Below are 14775 nucleotides of genomic sequence, written 5' to 3' on the forward strand. Positions count from 1 at the left end.
GGATTTAACTTATGTTCGGGTCGGGAAAAATTGGGCTTATATTTGTTTGATGATTGATTTATTCAATCATGAAATTATTGGCCATTCTTGCGGAAATAAAAAAGATGCGCAGCTTGTAAAAAGGGCCATTCAAAGCATTCCTTACTCACTTCAAGAAATCGAACTCTTCCATACGGATCGTGGAAAAGAATTTGATAATGAATTGATTGATCTTATCTTAGAAACATTTGGCATTCAACGCTCCTTGAGTAAGCCTGGATGTCCATATGATAATGCCGTTTCAGAAGCGACTTACAAAGCTTTTAAGACGGAATTTGTGAGTCAATATCAATTTGAAACGATGGCACACTTAGAATTAGAATGTTTTGATTATGTCAATTGATGGAATCATCATCGGATCCATAGTTCTCTTGGTTATAAAACACCAATTGAGGTACGCTATGCGGAGGTTGGCGTAGCGAACCCTTGATAATGAGCAAGAATCGGTTACCTTCTGTTCGAGCGGCTTATTTTATTCAAAGTGAGCACGCCGCTAAGAAAACCGATTTGAGGAGGCTCGTTGTCAAGGGCAACTGGATATGGTGTCATAAACAGACCTTATAATTTTTGTCTAGAAAAGTGTTGCCATTCCAGTATGACAAACATTTATTCCACGATCATATAACAATTCCTGGACTTCACGATAGCTTAGATTGTAACGCAGGTAGTAACCGACAGCGACAATAATGACGTTTTTTTTGAATTGTTTGCCTTTAAAATGATTCATTACTCTGTCCTCTCTGTCTTTTTTCTAAATTTTACACTAAAATAGATTTTTTGGAAAACTTTGCAACAGAACCAAAAAATCAATTCCAACTGGTTGGATAATTGGAGCAATTGTCTGTATGATCACGTTCTTATTGTATGGTAACTTCTAACGGATTGTGACAATAGAAATGAAATGGAGGAGTGACGGATGAAACGGTTTGTACGAATGGGGATCGACGTTGGCGGGACACATACAAAAGCGGTAGCGATCGACAATGCCACACATGAAATTATTGGGAAGTCTTCAGTGAAGACGACACATGATCATTTGAATGGGGTGGCAGCAGGAGTGGTGCAGTTTTTTCAAAACTGTTTACAAGAGAATCAAATCAGTCCAGATGATGTGGTTTTCGTGGCTCACTCGACAACGCAAGCAACGAATGCATTGATTGAAGGAGATGTAGCTAAAGTTGGAGTAATCGGCATGTCGAAAGGCGGTCTTGAAGGATTTTTAGCCAAAAGACAAACACGATTGAACGATATTGATCTAGGGAACAAGAAAAAAATCGAAATCGTCAATGCTTTTTTACCAGTAAAACATTTGAATGTGGATCGAGTGGCTGAAACGATCTCTAATTTAGAAAAAGAAAAAGCGGAGGTACTAGTATCTTCGATGGCCTTTGGGGTAGATAATGGTGAGCCAGAACGTGTTGTTTATGAAGCTGCTTCTTGTAAAGCCATTCCAACAACGATGGCATCTGATATTACTAAATTATATGGATTGACAGACATCGGTACGCCAATCGTCAAACAGCATAATGGTATCAATGAGATCACCTTATATTATGACTTGCCGCTCTTCTTTTATTTCATCATCGGGTTGACCTTCATTGGTTGGCTGATTTTATTCATCATGTTTATTAGAAGTCGGATACATTCATAAAAAAATGAGGTCGAGACAAATCTAAAAATCAGTCTTTCTACAGACGCTCGAATAAACGGCGAGAGCAGAAGCAACTCCTTCGGAAATAAGCCGAAATTCACAAAAATTTGAAAAGCAATTTTCGTTCATTTCTTCTTATTTCTCGGAGTTAAACACTTCTGTCCCAGCTTCTCTCAAATAAACGGTGTCCAAAAGTCAGGCTTTTCGGGAATTTCAAAAAAGAGGTTGAGACAGAAGTAAGAAACACTTTTGTCTCAATCTCATCTTTTGGTTATTCTATCTCTTCATTTCAATTCCTACCAGTTATTGCTTGGGGTTCAGTGGTACAACTGTTTCTCTCTTGATCAAGTGATGAGGGATGACTAGGCGCACGCCGCTACTGATCTCGTTATGGATCAATTCTTGTAATTTTTGCATGGCTACTCGCCCTAATTCGGAAATATCGATATCGATACTTGTGAGATAAGGATGAGTCAGTGTAGAAAAAATCGAATTATTGAAACTGATGATCGATAAGGTTTCTGGAATAAGATAACCGTACATTTGCGCTAATTGCATCGTGCGAAGTGCAAAAATATCATCGATTACCACAAGTGCTGTAGCACCGGCGTTTTTTAAGATAGTGTCAAAGGATAGATAGTCTTCTGCCTTTTCGATCACAACGCTAGGGTGAACATCTAGTCCAGCCATCATCATCGCTTTTTGATACCCGAAATAGCGTTCGAAATAGAGGCTTTCGTGGGTCGTGTTCGTAACGAAAAGAATCTGTTCATGCCCATTTTGGATAAGAAAATCAGTTGCCTGTTTTCCCAATAGCTGGTTGTCGTTATCAACGTAGATGATCTCATTTTCATGCTGATAAGGTTGACCGATTAGAGTGAAGGGAATCTCGTTTTGATACAAATAATCGATGACTGGGTCTTCGCTATCAGAGTACACTAAGATAAAGCCATCGACTTGTTTTTGTAAGTGCATTCTTTGGACATTTTCTAATAAGACATCAAAATTTTTCGCTGTTGCAATGGCTATTGTCATGTCGTGGTGACGTGCTTCTTCATTGATTGCATCCATGATCTCTAAGTAGAAGGGATTACCGATTCGTTCTTTAGAATCAAGTGGCGACAATATCACGCCGATGGCACTAGAAACCCGTTTACCTAAATTTCTAGCAGTGATATTCGGTACATAGCCAAGTTCATCCATGATTTTTCGGACTTCTTTTTGGTTGCTTCGGAAATACTTGGATGGTCATTGATGACGCGTGAGACAGTAGAGGTAGCTACTCCCGCTTTTTTTGCAACATCTTTTACCGTAATTGCCATAATTTAAACACCTTTCTTCTAAATAAAAATCTCTTCTTTTCTGAGCTATTCGTAATCAAAACAAGCAACTATTGAGTATTTGCTATCTGTTCATTCGGTAAAATAGTAAACTGATAGGTCGTATGGTTGACCTTTTCTTGACCAGGGTACAAAGCGATCGAACCGAGTTCAGGTAAATGGACTAGATCCGGAAATTCTTGTGGCTCGATGGCTAAACCATAGTTTGAATGCATATGTTTCCCGTTGATCATAAAATCAGCTTCAAAACCAGTCGTAGAAAATAATACCACACTTCTATTTGTTGTTGCTATAGACAACTGGCGTCCAGATTGTTTTTCTGAAAGACACAGCACCTTTTTTGAACGTTTCGGTGTAGTAAGAACAAAAACGTCATCAAGTCCTTCTGGATAAGCGTTGAGAATTTCTTCGATTGTATGTGGTTTCTTGAAATTGATCGGTAAATCCGCTTGAGTGATTTGTTCGCCTGTTGGTAGTTTATCTTCATCTAATACCAATAGACTTTCTGCTTGGACAGCCAGTTCATGTGTATCAATGTCACATTTACCATTCCCAGAAAGGTTGAAATAGGCATGATTGGTTGGATTGCAGATCGTCTCGACGGGACTGTTCGTTTTTGTGATCATTTCCAGGCTATTCGCAGTTAGCTGATACGTGATCGTTGCTGTGATAGGACCAGGATAATCGGAAAAAGTGTCTTGTAAATAAAAGACAACGCCGATCGACTGTGGATTTTTGAACACTTCGACATCCCAATATTGGAAAGACCATCCATTTGTTCCTCCGTGGATATGGTGGTTGCCGGCGTTTTTTTCAAGTTGATGATTTCCCCATGTAGCATTTCGGATTCTGCCTGCTACGGGACCGACTGTGGCTCCAAAGAAACTTTCATCGGTTAAAACATCTGAAAGTTCATCATAAGAAAGTAAGACGTTTTCTAAATGTCCTTTGTTATCTGGAGCAAAGATTTGGTGAAGTCTAGCGCCATAATTTAGAAGAACGACGGTCAATTCATCGTTCTTCAATGTGATTTTTTTTAATTCAGTGTTGGGGATAGGAGTCACTGAAATAGAAGGTTCAGGCATTTGGCTGCCACGTTTTTTTCAAGTAATCGAAAGTCAATGAAGCTGTATCAGGTACGATTGGAATATCCTCCCCAAGATCTTCTGAACGTCCTACGCCGATAGGTTGCGCACCACTAGCAATGATCGCAGCGATTCCAGCTTTTGCATCCTCGATCCCGATGCAGTCACGAGGGGTCAAACCGATTTCTTTCGCAGCAAGTAGAAAAATATCTGGTTCAGGCTTTCCATTAGCGACTTTTGCCGGATCAGCAATCGCGTCAAAGTAGCTTTCTAAATCCATCTTGGCAAGTAGGAAAGGGCCATTTTTGCTTGCAGATGCTAGTGAAATCTTGATATTGTTTGCCCGTAAGTCTTTTAATAATTCTAAAATCCCTGGAAAAACATCTTTTGGTGTGATCGATTGGATCATTTCAAGATAATAATCATTTTTTCTTTTCGCTAATTCGAGAAATTCTGTTTTTGAGAATTGCTCTTCTTTTTTTCCATGAGCAAGAAGGAGAGTCAGAGAATCTTCTCTGCTTACACCCTTCAATTGTTCGTTGAATGACCGATCGAAGGGAATACCGATCTCATCACCTAGCTTTTTCCAAGCAAGGTAATGGAATTCAGCGGTATCTGTAATAACGCCATCTAAGTCGAATAATACACCTTTAAACATTCGCTTCACCTTCTCGTAATGGAATAGTCAAATGATCAGTAAGCACATACGCTTTTTCGTAGATTTCTAGCGGTAAAGCTTCGCCAGATAAGAGGTTCAATGTTACCTGTTCATTTGAAACGGCGACAAATAACAAGCGGTCGCGATAATTGATATGGAATGAATAAGCAGACCATGTTTTAGGTAAGAATGGTGCAAATCTTAATTGTTCATGATCTGTCTTCATTTGCGCGAATCCTTGTACGATAGCAAGCCAACTTCCGGTCATTGAAGTGATGTGTAAGCCATCCTCTGTATCATTGTTATAGTTATCTAAATCTAAACGAGCAGTGCGTTGATACATTTCAACGGCTTTGTCTTCCATGCCTAGTTCAGCAGCTAAAATAGCATGGATACTAGGAGATAGGGAAGACTCATGGACAGTCATTGGCTCGTAAAAATCAAAGTTGCGTTGTTTTTCTTCTTTTGTAAATGAATCATTGAAGAAGTAGATACCTTGTAAAACGTCTGCTTGTTTAATGAAGCAAGAACGAAGGATCTTGTCCCATGACCAATGCTGATTCAATGGCAATTCACTTGCGGATAGTTCCGCTACTGGTTTGAGATCTTTGTCTAAGAAAGTATCGTGTTGAACAAAAATCCCTAATTCTTCATCTACTGGGAAGTACATATTTTCAGCAATTTCTTGCCAATGTGCCAATTCATCGTCGCTGATTTTAGCAGTGCTCTCTTCTTTGAACTTCAAATAATTTTCTCGTGTGTAACGTAGTACCCAACAAGCAATCGTATTCGTGTACCAATTGTTGTTGATATTATTCTCATATTCGTTCGGTCCTGTAACCCCGTGGATCATATATTGATTGTTTCGTTTAGAAAAATGGACTCGGTCTGCCCAAAAGCGAGCGATTTCTGCTAAGACTTCTAAACCTTCATTTTTTAAATAGTCGATGTCGCCAGTGTAGTTAGTATAATTATAAATAGCGTAGGCAATTGCGCCATTTCGATGGATTTCTTCAAAGGTGATTTCCCATTCATTGTGGCATTCGACACCTGTGAAAGTGACCATTGGATATAACGCGCCCTTTAGCCCTTGCTGTTGTGCATTATGGATTGCTTGTGGCAATTGGTTATGGCGGTACTTCAAGAGATTCTTAGTGACTTCAGGTTTCGCTAAAGCGAGGTACAGAGGCACTGCATAGGCTTCAGTATCCCAGTAAGTTGCACCACCATATTTTTCGCCAGTGAAGCCTTTTGGTCCAATATTCAAACGTTCATCTTCGCCATAATAAGTAGAAAATAGCTGGAAGAGGTTGAAACGGATTCCTTGTTGTGCTTCATCGTCTCCTTCAATGACTACATCTGCCAATTCCCATCGTTTAGACCAAGCGGCTGTTTGCTCCTCTTTTGCTTGGGGATAGTGAACGTTCAATTCGTTGAATTCTTTAAAGAGATGTGTCGCTTGTTGCGCTTCAGGGATATCTCGGCTTGTGAAAATCAATACTTCTTTGTCGATAAGAAGTGTTTCATTTTCATTTAAGTCAAAGGTGAATGAACCTTCGATTGCTAAGGTGCCCTCTTGGTAGCTTGGCGTATATAATTTTCCATCAACGTAGTGGCGCATCCCAGCGGTCACTGTAAATTGTTCGATCTCAAAATTATTCGGGATCGTTTTAGTCGTTAAGTACGCTATTTCTTCCTTGACGCCATGATCGATGTCATTCCAAAAGTGTTCATCGTAATTGCTGTCTTCGTTTTGGACATTGCCATCTAGCTTAGAAATAACTTTTACAGTTCCATTTCCTTCCAACATTTCAATGGTTAAGCGAATATAAGCGGCTTCATTTTTGACAATACTTAAAAAGCGCTCGAATGAAAGACGAACTTTGTTTGATGGGGTAGTGACTGTATAACTACGTGTCAAAACACCGTTTTTCATGTTTAATTCCCAATAAAAATCTTCAGTAGTAAGTGTAGCTAGATCAATCAGCTGATCATCGATAAAAAGATCCATAGCGATAAAATCGACTGCATTGATTACTTTTCCAAAATATTCAGGATAGCCGTTTTTCCACCAGCCAACACGTGTTTTGTCAGGGTACCAAACACCTGCTAAATAGGTTCCTTGGTGATGATCACCAGAATATGCTTCTTCAAAATTTCCGCGCATACCCATATATCCGTTACCGATACTGGTCAATGATTCTTGCAAGCGTAAATTTTCTTTATCTAATTTATTCGTGCTGATTTTCCAAGGGTCGATCTGAAATAACCGTTTAATTTGTTTCATTGTTCTCCTCCTAGACGTTGTCTTTTATACGTCCATAATAAACGCAAGCGATTGCGTAAGTCAACTAGAAAAGTGAAATTAAATTTTGAAGTGGATGAAAAAACAAAACAAAAGCGATTGTATCAATATTTACTACTATAAAGCGATTGTATCAATATTTACTACTATAATATGAACAGAAATAATGTATAAAGAACGATCGGGTACTTACAGAAAAAGCATAAAAATACGAAATAAGGCATTTACAAAAAAAGAAACACACGCTATAATAACTAACAACGCAATCGATTGCATAAAGGAGACGAGGAAATGAAAAAAATATTTAGCTTTGAGTTTTGGCAAAAATTTGGAAAGGCTTTAATGGTCGTTGTGGCAGTTATGCCAGCGGCAGGTTTGATGATCAGTATCGGTAAATCGATTCCGTTGATCAATCCTGATCTTGCACCTTTAGTTACAACGGGTGGCGTGATCGAAAATATTGGTTGGGCAATTATCGGAAATTTACATCTTTTATTTGCACTAGCGATAGGTGGTAGTTGGGCAAAAGAACGAGCAGGGGGAGCATTCGCTGCGGGGATCTCATTTATATTGATCAATCGGATCACAGGAGCAATTTTTGGTGTGACTAATGAGATGTTGGCAAATGAAGACGCATTTACGCATACCTTGTTTGGCACGAAAATCATGGTTAAAGGGTTCTTTACCAGTGTATTAGAAGCACCAGCACTAAATATGGGGGTATTTGTTGGGATTATTGCAGGGTTCATTGGGGCGATGGCCTATAATAAATATTACAATTATCGTAAATTACCTGACGCATTATCGTTCTTTAATGGAAAAAGATTTGTTCCTTTTGTAGTTATTTTGTGGTCAACGATTGTTGCATTGATTCTTGCTATTGTATGGCCGAATGTCCAAGCAGGGATCAATAACTTTGGATTGTGGATTGCAGAGTCAAAAGAAAACGCTCCGATTTTAGCACCATTCCTATATGGTACATTGGAACGTCTATTGTTACCATTTGGCTTACATCACATGTTGACGATCCCAATCAATTATACGCAGCTGGGTGGTACCTATGAGATATTATCTGGTGCGCAAGCGGGAACACAAGTATTTGGACAAGATCCTTTATGGTTGGCGTGGGTGACTGATTTGGTCAACTTGAAAGGCGCCGGCGACATGTCGCAATATGAATTCGTATTGACGAACTGGACACCTGCTCGTTTTAAAGTGGGACAAATGATTGGTTCTTCCGGTATCTTGATGGGATTAGCACTAGCGATGTACCGTAATGTTGATCCAGACAAAAAGTCTAAATATAAATCAATGTATTTTTCAGCAGCACTTGCAGTTTTCTTAACAGGTGTAACCGAACCATTAGAGTTCATGTTCATGTTTGCAGCTGTACCTCTTTACATTGTTTATTCTGTGATCCAAGGGGCAGCTTTTGCAATGGCAGATATTCTACCTTTACGTGTCCATTCATTTGGGAACATTGAACTATTGACACGTACACCATTAGCGATCAAAGCAGGATTAGGTATCGACTTGCTCAATTTTGTTATCTGTGTCATATTATTTGGAGTATTGACGTATTTTGTGGCAAACTTTTTGATCAAAAAATTCAATTATGCTACACCAGGACGTAATGGGAACTATGATAACGACAGTGAAGAAACGCCGTCGTCAGGTTCTGCAACTAATGCAGATCAACAAATCATTAAGATCATCCATTTGTTAGGTGGAAAAGAAAACATCAAGGATGTAGATGCTTGTATGACTCGTTTACGTGTCAGCGTCGAGGATCCTGGGAAAGTCGGTTCAGAAGAAGAATGGAAACGTGCTGGAGCGATGGGCTTGATCGTTAAGGACAAAGGTGTGCAAGCCGTGTATGGACCAAAAGCGGATGTGTTGAAATCGGATATTGAAGATTTACTACAATCAGGCGCTGATATTCCAGAGCCAACAGTTGAGACAACCAATAAAAATGAGAAGAATGAAGAGAAACATGTTTTAGGTATCGAAAAAGAATTATTCACTGTAGCAACTGGTGAGGTAATTGCTTTAACAGATGTGAATGATCCAGTCTTTTCACAAAAGATGATGGGTGATGGCTTTGCTGTCATTCCTGCCACTGGAGAAGTGACGGCACCACTTTCTGGTAAAATCGTGAGTGTCTTCCCAACCAAGCATGCAATTGGCATGCAAACAGCAGAAGGAGCAGAAGTTTTGATCCATATGGGACTGGATACTGTTCAGATGAGCCAGCCAGCGTTTGAGATCTTAGTTTCTGAAGGCCAAGAAGTAGTAGCAGGAACAACGATTGCTCAGATGAATCTAGATGCAATCAAGAACGAAGGGAAAGAAACGACGATCATAGTAGTCTTTACAGATGACAAAGTCAATGGGCTGACCATCAATAAATTAGGAGACACTGAACGAGGAACAGTGATCGGGAAAATAAACTTGTAAAGAATCACAGAAGTTCATGTGTGTATTTCATATCGAAAGAATGTGTTCGATGTGTGTAACTCCTAGAAGTAAGCCGATAATCCCGAAATTGCTTTTCCTATTTCAGGGATTATTGGCTTATTTTTTGAATAAACTACTTTGGGGTCTTTACCTATATGGATCCAGAAGGTGGGAGCAATGTTTCGACCCATCCCATTAAGAAGGAGAATTATATGAAAATAATGACGTTGAATACGCATAGCTGGTTAGAAGAGGAACCACAAGAAAAATTAAAACAGATCGCTCAAAAAATCTGTCATGAACAATATGATGTGATCGCATTGCAAGAAGTCAATCAAACGATGGACGCAAAACGACTAACCAGTGAGCAGCTGAAGAATTTTAGTCAGGTGCAGGAACAAACGCCTGTCCGCTCGGATAACTTTGCCTATTGCTTGATCCAGCTCTTAGCAGAACAAGGTGAAACTTACTATTGGAGTTGGGAAATGAGTCATATCGGCTATGCTATCTATGAGGAAGGCAATGCGCTTCTTTCCAAACAACCACTAACTAGTCAAACGCACCTAGTCTCCGAAACAAAAGAAAAAGAGGATTACCATACTCGAAAAATATTAGTAGGTCAAACCTCTGTCAAAACACAATGTATTACTGTAGCAAGCTGTCATTTTTCTTGGTGGGCAGATGAAAAAAGCGGATTTGCATTTGAGTGGAAAGAATTAGAAGCAAGTTTAGCGCCTCTTACAACACCACTGTATCTATTAGGGGATTTCAACAATCCTGCTGAAGGCAGCGGGTACGATTTAGTGGCAAAAAGTCAGTTGCCTATTCGTGATGCTTATCCAATCGCACAAAAAAAACAAGCTGAAGCAACGATCGAAAAGAGAATCGATGGCTGGGAAAACAATAAAGAGGGGCTACGTATCGACTATATTTATGTACCACAAGATTGCTTTGTTACAAGTTATCAACGTATTTTTGACGGGGAAAATGGCCCGATTGTCAGTGATCATTATGGGGTAGCAGTCACGTTGGAGTGAAGAGAAACGAAGGAATATTGTCACAATAAGAATATGGGACAAATCTAAAAACCAGGTTTGCTACAGACTCTCGAATAAACGACGGGAGCAGAAGCAACTCCTTCTTAAATAAACGACGTCCGAAAGGCAGGTTTTTCGGAAATTTAAAAAAAACGAGGCTGACCCAAAAGTCTCTTGAATAAATTAAAAGGAAGAAAATCTTTTTTCGATTTTCTTCCTTTTTTTGCACAAAAAATAGCACTATCCTATATAATTAAAGTGACTAAACCCAATTAAAAAGGAGTGCTATTTATGTACAAAAATTATAACATGAAACAGGTTACTTTATCATTAGATTTAGAAATTTATTTAGAAGAAAATGATATCGCGTTCGCGATAGATGAATTAGTCGAAAGTATTCCTGAAGAGATCTTTTCAGTCTTTGATCATAAAATGGGGACCTCTTCATATAACCCAAAAATGATGTTAAAGTTGCTGTTGTGTGGCTATACGCAGTCTATTTTTTCAGGAAGAAAAATAGAAGCGATGTCTAAAGATAGTATTCGAGCAATGTGGCTCACTCAGTCACAATTCCCAAATTTTAGAACCATCAATCGTTTCAGAGTAAACCCTATGGTTCAGCCAATTATCCAAGAATGTTTTATTCAATTTAGAAATCAGCTTGTATCTCAAAAATTAATTGACGAAGAAGCTATCTTTATTGACGGGACGAAATTAGAAGCTAACGCGAATAAATATACGTTTGTTTGGAAAAAGAACACGGAACGATTTGAAGAGTCATTGAGACAAAAATCAAAAGAATATTATTTAATGCTTGTGGAAGAACAAATCATTCCATCTATTTGTGCAGAAGATGAAGAATGTGGAATGGCAATACTTTTTTTGACAAAAATTATAAAGTGTAAAAATCAGGTGCTTGTTATCTAATCCGATTGTCCTTGACAACGAGCCACCATGGACGTGGAACAACCGTGGCGAAGCAACGATTAAATGTATCTGCCACTACGCAACGCTACCACATCCATGCTCATTATCAAGGATTCGCTCCGCCAATCTCAGATTTCGAATGCCGATTGGTGTCTCATACCCCAAAGAACCATGTAACCGAAGATAATTCCACCAATTGACGTAATCAAATAATTGCAGTTTGAGTTGATTCAATGTGTCAAATGTATTCGGATAAACAAATTCTACTTTAAATGATTTATAGGTTGATTCTGCCACTGCATTATCATAAGGACAGCCTTTCTTGCTCAGTGATCGTTCGATGTCAAATGTCTCTAAGATCGTATCAATCAGTTTATTATCAAATTCTTTCCCACGATCTGTATGGAAGATTTTGACTTCAGTCAAAGGATGGGAGATACTTTGGAAAGCACTTTTGACCAACGCTGCATCTTTGTTCGGACCACAGGAATGACCAATGATCTCACGATTGAATAAATCAATAATGAAACAAACATAACACCACGTTGTGCCAACTCTTACATAAGTCAGATCCGTGATGATTGCTTCCAAAGGTTCACGTTCAGTGAAGGCACGATCCAAGGTATTGCCAATATCGGAGTGATTTACATTCGATGTATGCTTTCGATAATTTGCTTTTGTATAATTTGATTTCAAGCCTCGTCTGTTCATGATTTGACTGATTTTGCGACGACTAACTAGGATATCACGTTTTGCCAGAGCAGCTTTGATTTTCCGCGTACCATAGTTCTTGCGGCTGCGATTGAATTCTTCTGTTACGGCGGCTTCAAGCGCAGCTTCACTCGGCTTTTCCTTTGTTTTGTAGTAATACGTTTGACGGGAAATATTTAATAATTTACACATCGCTGATATGGAATATGTATGCTTGTTTGCATCAATCACTTGTCTTTTCGTCCGAATATCAGCGCTGCTTGCTTTAAAATATCATTCTCCATCTTAAGTTGTTGGTTTCGTTTGCGTAAGGCTATAAGCTCTTTTTCCGTTGGGGTCAGATTATCGGCTTCTTTGAATGAACCTGTCTTTTTTGCCTGACGGACCCATTTGTCAAAAGACGATGGTGTTAGTTCATATTCTCTGATGATGTCGGCCCTTGGTTTTCCAGAGTTTAGTAAATCGACCATTTGTTGTTTAAATTCTTGCGTATATGTTCTGCGTTCTCTTCTTTGCGACATAACATGATTCCTCCAGTGTGTTTTCTTATAGTTTACACACCTTATCTTTTCTGTCTAGTTTATTGTAGCCTATCCAATCTTTGATGCTAGTAAAGTTTCATGGTTTAGAAATATAAAAGATTATATTTCATAAACGTTTCACAAAAGACGTGTAAGATATTAATTAAAGTAGTTATAAACTGCTATTTTGTAAAAAGTAAAGGAGAAAAAAATATGAAAAAATAGTATCAGGAGGAGTATGCATATTACTTACGTAGTGTTTGAGCTTAAGTGCATTCATTAATTGAGGTAGATGTAATAAGTTTGTCAAAAGAATATAGATCCAGTTGAAAATTATAATCATCTAGAATGTATCGGATGAGGACAATGTAAAAATGCTTGTCCAATGGATGCAATTAGTTATGGAGTAAGAAAATAGAGAGGAGTAGTTAGGAACGTGATAAAAAATGCACTAGCATATATTACAAGAAAGAGAAATAGAACTTTAATAATTTTTATCATATTAACTATAGTTCTTTCTTGCTTGTATTCTTGTTTAACAATAATGAAATCAAGCAATGAAATAGAAAAGGCTTTATATGAAAGTTCTAATTCTTCAATATCAATAACAAAAAAAGATAGTCAATATTTTAATGTTAATCAATTTAAAGATATTGAAAAATTAAAAGAAATTGAAGAAATAATAATTCAATTTGATGCATTAGCAAAATTAAAAGATGCTAAAGTAGTTAGCGGAGAACAAAGAATAAATAGAGAAGATCTATCTGACGAATTTAAGAATGTTGTCTCACTCGAAGCTACAAATAATACTAAAAGAAATATTTTATTTAGTAGTGGAGTATTTACAATTAAAGAAGGTAAAAATATAGAAGAAAATGATAAGAACTCAATTATTGTTCATGAAGAATTTGCTAAACAAAACAATCTAAAATTAGGTGATGAAGTTGATCTTGAATTACTAGATATTGAAAAAAGTGGGACAATAGAAAGTCATAAATTTAAAATTATAGGAATCTTTTCTGGTAGAAAACAGGAAGCATATACAGGACTATCTTCTGATTTTAGTGAAAATATGGTTTTTGTAGATTATTCAACAAGCCAAGAGATATTAAATAAATCAGAAGATAATAAAATTGCAAATAAAATATTAATGTATTCTGCTAGTCTAGAATCTACAGACTTAGCCTTAAACAAATTGAAAGAGCTTAAAATTGATGAGTCAAAGTATTTTGTTGAAAAAGATTCTAATGCGTTTGAAGAGTCTTTAGAGTCAGTGAGTGGAATAAAACATATAATAAAAATAATGACTTATTCTATTATGTTAGGTGGGATGGTTGTTCTTTCATTAATCTTGATTCTATGGTTAAGAGAAAGAATTTATGAAATAGGTATATTTTTATCTATTGGAACATCTAAGCTACAAATTATAATGCAATTTATATTCGAGTTAATATTCATATCGATACCAAGTATAATATCTTCCTTATTTTTAGGAAATGTATTACTAAAAGTAATTGTAGATGGATTCATTAACTCAGAGGACTCAATGATTTCCGGTGGAAGTTTAATAAATAATAGTAGTTTTATGCTAAATATAACAACACTTGGAGAAAGTTATTTAATATTAATAAGTATTATTGTTTTATCAGTTGTATTTGCTTCTTCATTAATATTAATCAAGAAGCCTAAAGAAATATTATCAAAAATAAGTTAGGAGAAAATAATGGATATATTAGAAATGAAAAATATAACATACAGTTATGCAAATTCTAAAGAAAAAGTTTTGTCAGGAGTAAATCAAAAATTTGAACTTGGGAAGTTTTATGCGATAGTAGGTAAGTCAGGAACAGGAAAATCTACACTTCTGTCCATACTTGCTGGACTTGATAAAGCTCAAACAGGAAAAATATTGTTTAAGAATGAAGATATTGAAAAGAAAGGCTATAGTAATCATAGAAAAAATAATATCTCTTTAGTATCCTGAATAATTCATAGCTTTAATTCTTTGGCACATTTTATTGAAATATGTATCACTAATATCCCT

At 37.2% G+C, this 14775-nt stretch carries 8 protein-coding genes and 7 pseudogenes; 8 read left to right on the top strand and 7 right to left on the bottom strand.

Going from position 1 to position 14775, the window contains the following annotated elements:
* Positions 1 to 379: pseudogene (locus tag ACFO3L_RS05225) on the top strand (transposase); the annotation flags it as partial.
* A 252-nt stretch (positions 380 to 631) separates the two neighbouring features.
* On the opposite strand, the pseudogene ACFO3L_RS05230 reads toward ACFO3L_RS05225, so the two are convergent.
* Positions 632 to 766 (bottom strand): annotated as a pseudogene (locus ACFO3L_RS05230) (IS6 family transposase); the annotation flags it as partial.
* A gap of 73 nt (positions 767 to 839) precedes the next feature.
* On the opposite strand from ACFO3L_RS05230, the pseudogene ACFO3L_RS05235 reads away from it, so the two are divergent.
* Positions 840 to 917: pseudogene (locus ACFO3L_RS05235) on the top strand (citrate transporter); the annotation flags it as partial.
* Between the two features lie 38 nt (positions 918 to 955).
* Positions 956 to 1534: pseudogene (locus ACFO3L_RS05240) on the top strand (hydantoinase/oxoprolinase N-terminal domain-containing protein); the annotation flags it as partial.
* Positions 1535 to 1737: 203 nt separating this feature from the next.
* On the opposite strand, the pseudogene ACFO3L_RS05245 reads toward ACFO3L_RS05240, so the two are convergent.
* The 5 genes and pseudogenes from ACFO3L_RS05245 to ACFO3L_RS05265 form a co-directional block, all read right to left on the bottom strand.
* Positions 1738 to 1857: pseudogene (locus tag ACFO3L_RS05245) on the bottom strand (DUF3788 family protein); the annotation flags it as partial.
* Positions 1858 to 1993: 136 nt separating this feature from the next.
* Positions 1994 to 3012: pseudogene (locus ACFO3L_RS05250) on the bottom strand (LacI family DNA-binding transcriptional regulator).
* 68 nt (positions 3013 to 3080) lie between these two features.
* Complete coding sequence (locus tag ACFO3L_RS05255) at positions 3081 to 4115, bottom strand: aldose epimerase family protein (RefSeq protein WP_002328396.1); 1035 nt, start codon at positions 4113 to 4115, stop codon at positions 3081 to 3083.
* Positions 4108 to 4773 (bottom strand): beta-phosphoglucomutase, encoded by a 666-nt coding sequence (pgmB, locus tag ACFO3L_RS05260; protein ID WP_002328395.1) that lies wholly within the window; start codon positions 4771 to 4773, stop codon positions 4108 to 4110. Before pgmB ends, ACFO3L_RS05255 begins: the two co-directional genes overlap by 8 nt.
* A complete protein-coding gene (locus tag ACFO3L_RS05265) occupies positions 4766 to 7060 on the bottom strand; it encodes a glycoside hydrolase family 65 protein (protein WP_379964551.1) in 2295 nt (764 codons plus the stop codon). The genes pgmB and ACFO3L_RS05265 overlap by 8 nt, the downstream gene beginning before the upstream one ends.
* Before the next feature lie 309 nt (positions 7061 to 7369).
* On the opposite strand from ACFO3L_RS05265, the gene ACFO3L_RS05270 reads away from it, so the two are divergent.
* The 3 genes from ACFO3L_RS05270 (at position 7370) to ACFO3L_RS05280 (ending at position 11499) form a co-directional block, all read left to right on the top strand.
* The gene (locus ACFO3L_RS05270) at positions 7370 to 9535 is read left to right on the top strand and encodes a PTS transporter subunit IIBC (protein ID WP_379964553.1); all 2166 of its coding nucleotides are present in this window, start codon (positions 7370 to 7372) and stop codon (positions 9533 to 9535) included.
* Between the two features lie 212 nt (positions 9536 to 9747).
* A complete protein-coding gene (locus tag ACFO3L_RS05275; RefSeq protein WP_010725664.1) occupies positions 9748 to 10572 on the top strand; it encodes an endonuclease/exonuclease/phosphatase family protein in 825 nt (274 codons plus the stop codon).
* 291 nt (positions 10573 to 10863) lie between these two features.
* Positions 10864 to 11499, top strand: a complete 636-nt coding sequence (locus ACFO3L_RS05280) for a transposase (RefSeq protein ID WP_379964555.1) — start codon at positions 10864 to 10866, stop codon at positions 11497 to 11499.
* A gap of 75 nt (positions 11500 to 11574) precedes the next feature.
* Here the strand turns inward: ACFO3L_RS05280 and ACFO3L_RS05285 are convergent.
* A protein-coding gene (locus ACFO3L_RS05285; protein WP_379964557.1) for an IS3 family transposase occupies positions 11575 to 12731 on the bottom strand; the annotation gives its coding sequence in 2 pieces (ribosomal slippage) (positions 11575 to 12452 and positions 12452 to 12731; 1158 coding nt in all).
* 436 nt (positions 12732 to 13167) lie between these two features.
* On the opposite strand from ACFO3L_RS05285, the gene ACFO3L_RS05290 reads away from it, so the two are divergent.
* Complete coding sequence (locus ACFO3L_RS05290; RefSeq protein ID WP_379964559.1) at positions 13168 to 14445, top strand: ABC transporter permease; 1278 nt, start codon at positions 13168 to 13170, stop codon at positions 14443 to 14445.
* A 9-nt stretch (positions 14446 to 14454) separates the two neighbouring features.
* Positions 14455 to 14709, top strand: a pseudogene (locus ACFO3L_RS05295) (ATP-binding cassette domain-containing protein); the annotation flags it as partial.
* Positions 14710 to 14775: the final 66 nt, after the last annotated feature.

Source organism: Enterococcus eurekensis (assembly GCF_042654605.1).
GTDB classification, from domain to species: Bacteria; Bacillota; Bacilli; order Lactobacillales; family Enterococcaceae; genus Enterococcus_I; species Enterococcus_I eurekensis.

Excerpts from the sequence above, each read along its gene's own strand:
- ACFO3L_RS05280 (WP_379964555.1), top strand. The coding sequence starts at position 10,864 with ATGTACAAAAATTATAACATGAAACAGGTTACTTTATCATTAGATTTA.
- ACFO3L_RS05265 (WP_379964551.1), bottom strand. The coding sequence starts at position 7,060 with ATGAAACAAATTAAACGGTTATTTCAGATCGACCCTTGGAAAATCAGC.
- pgmB (WP_002328395.1), bottom strand. The coding sequence starts at position 4,773 with ATGTTTAAAGGTGTATTATTCGACTTAGATGGCGTTATTACAGATACC.
- ACFO3L_RS05270 (WP_379964553.1), top strand. The coding sequence starts at position 7,370 with ATGAAAAAAATATTTAGCTTTGAGTTTTGGCAAAAATTTGGAAAGGCT.
- ACFO3L_RS05275 (WP_010725664.1), top strand. The coding sequence starts at position 9,748 with ATGAAAATAATGACGTTGAATACGCATAGCTGGTTAGAAGAGGAACCA.
- ACFO3L_RS05255 (WP_002328396.1), bottom strand. The coding sequence starts at position 4,115 with ATGCCTGAACCTTCTATTTCAGTGACTCCTATCCCCAACACTGAATTA.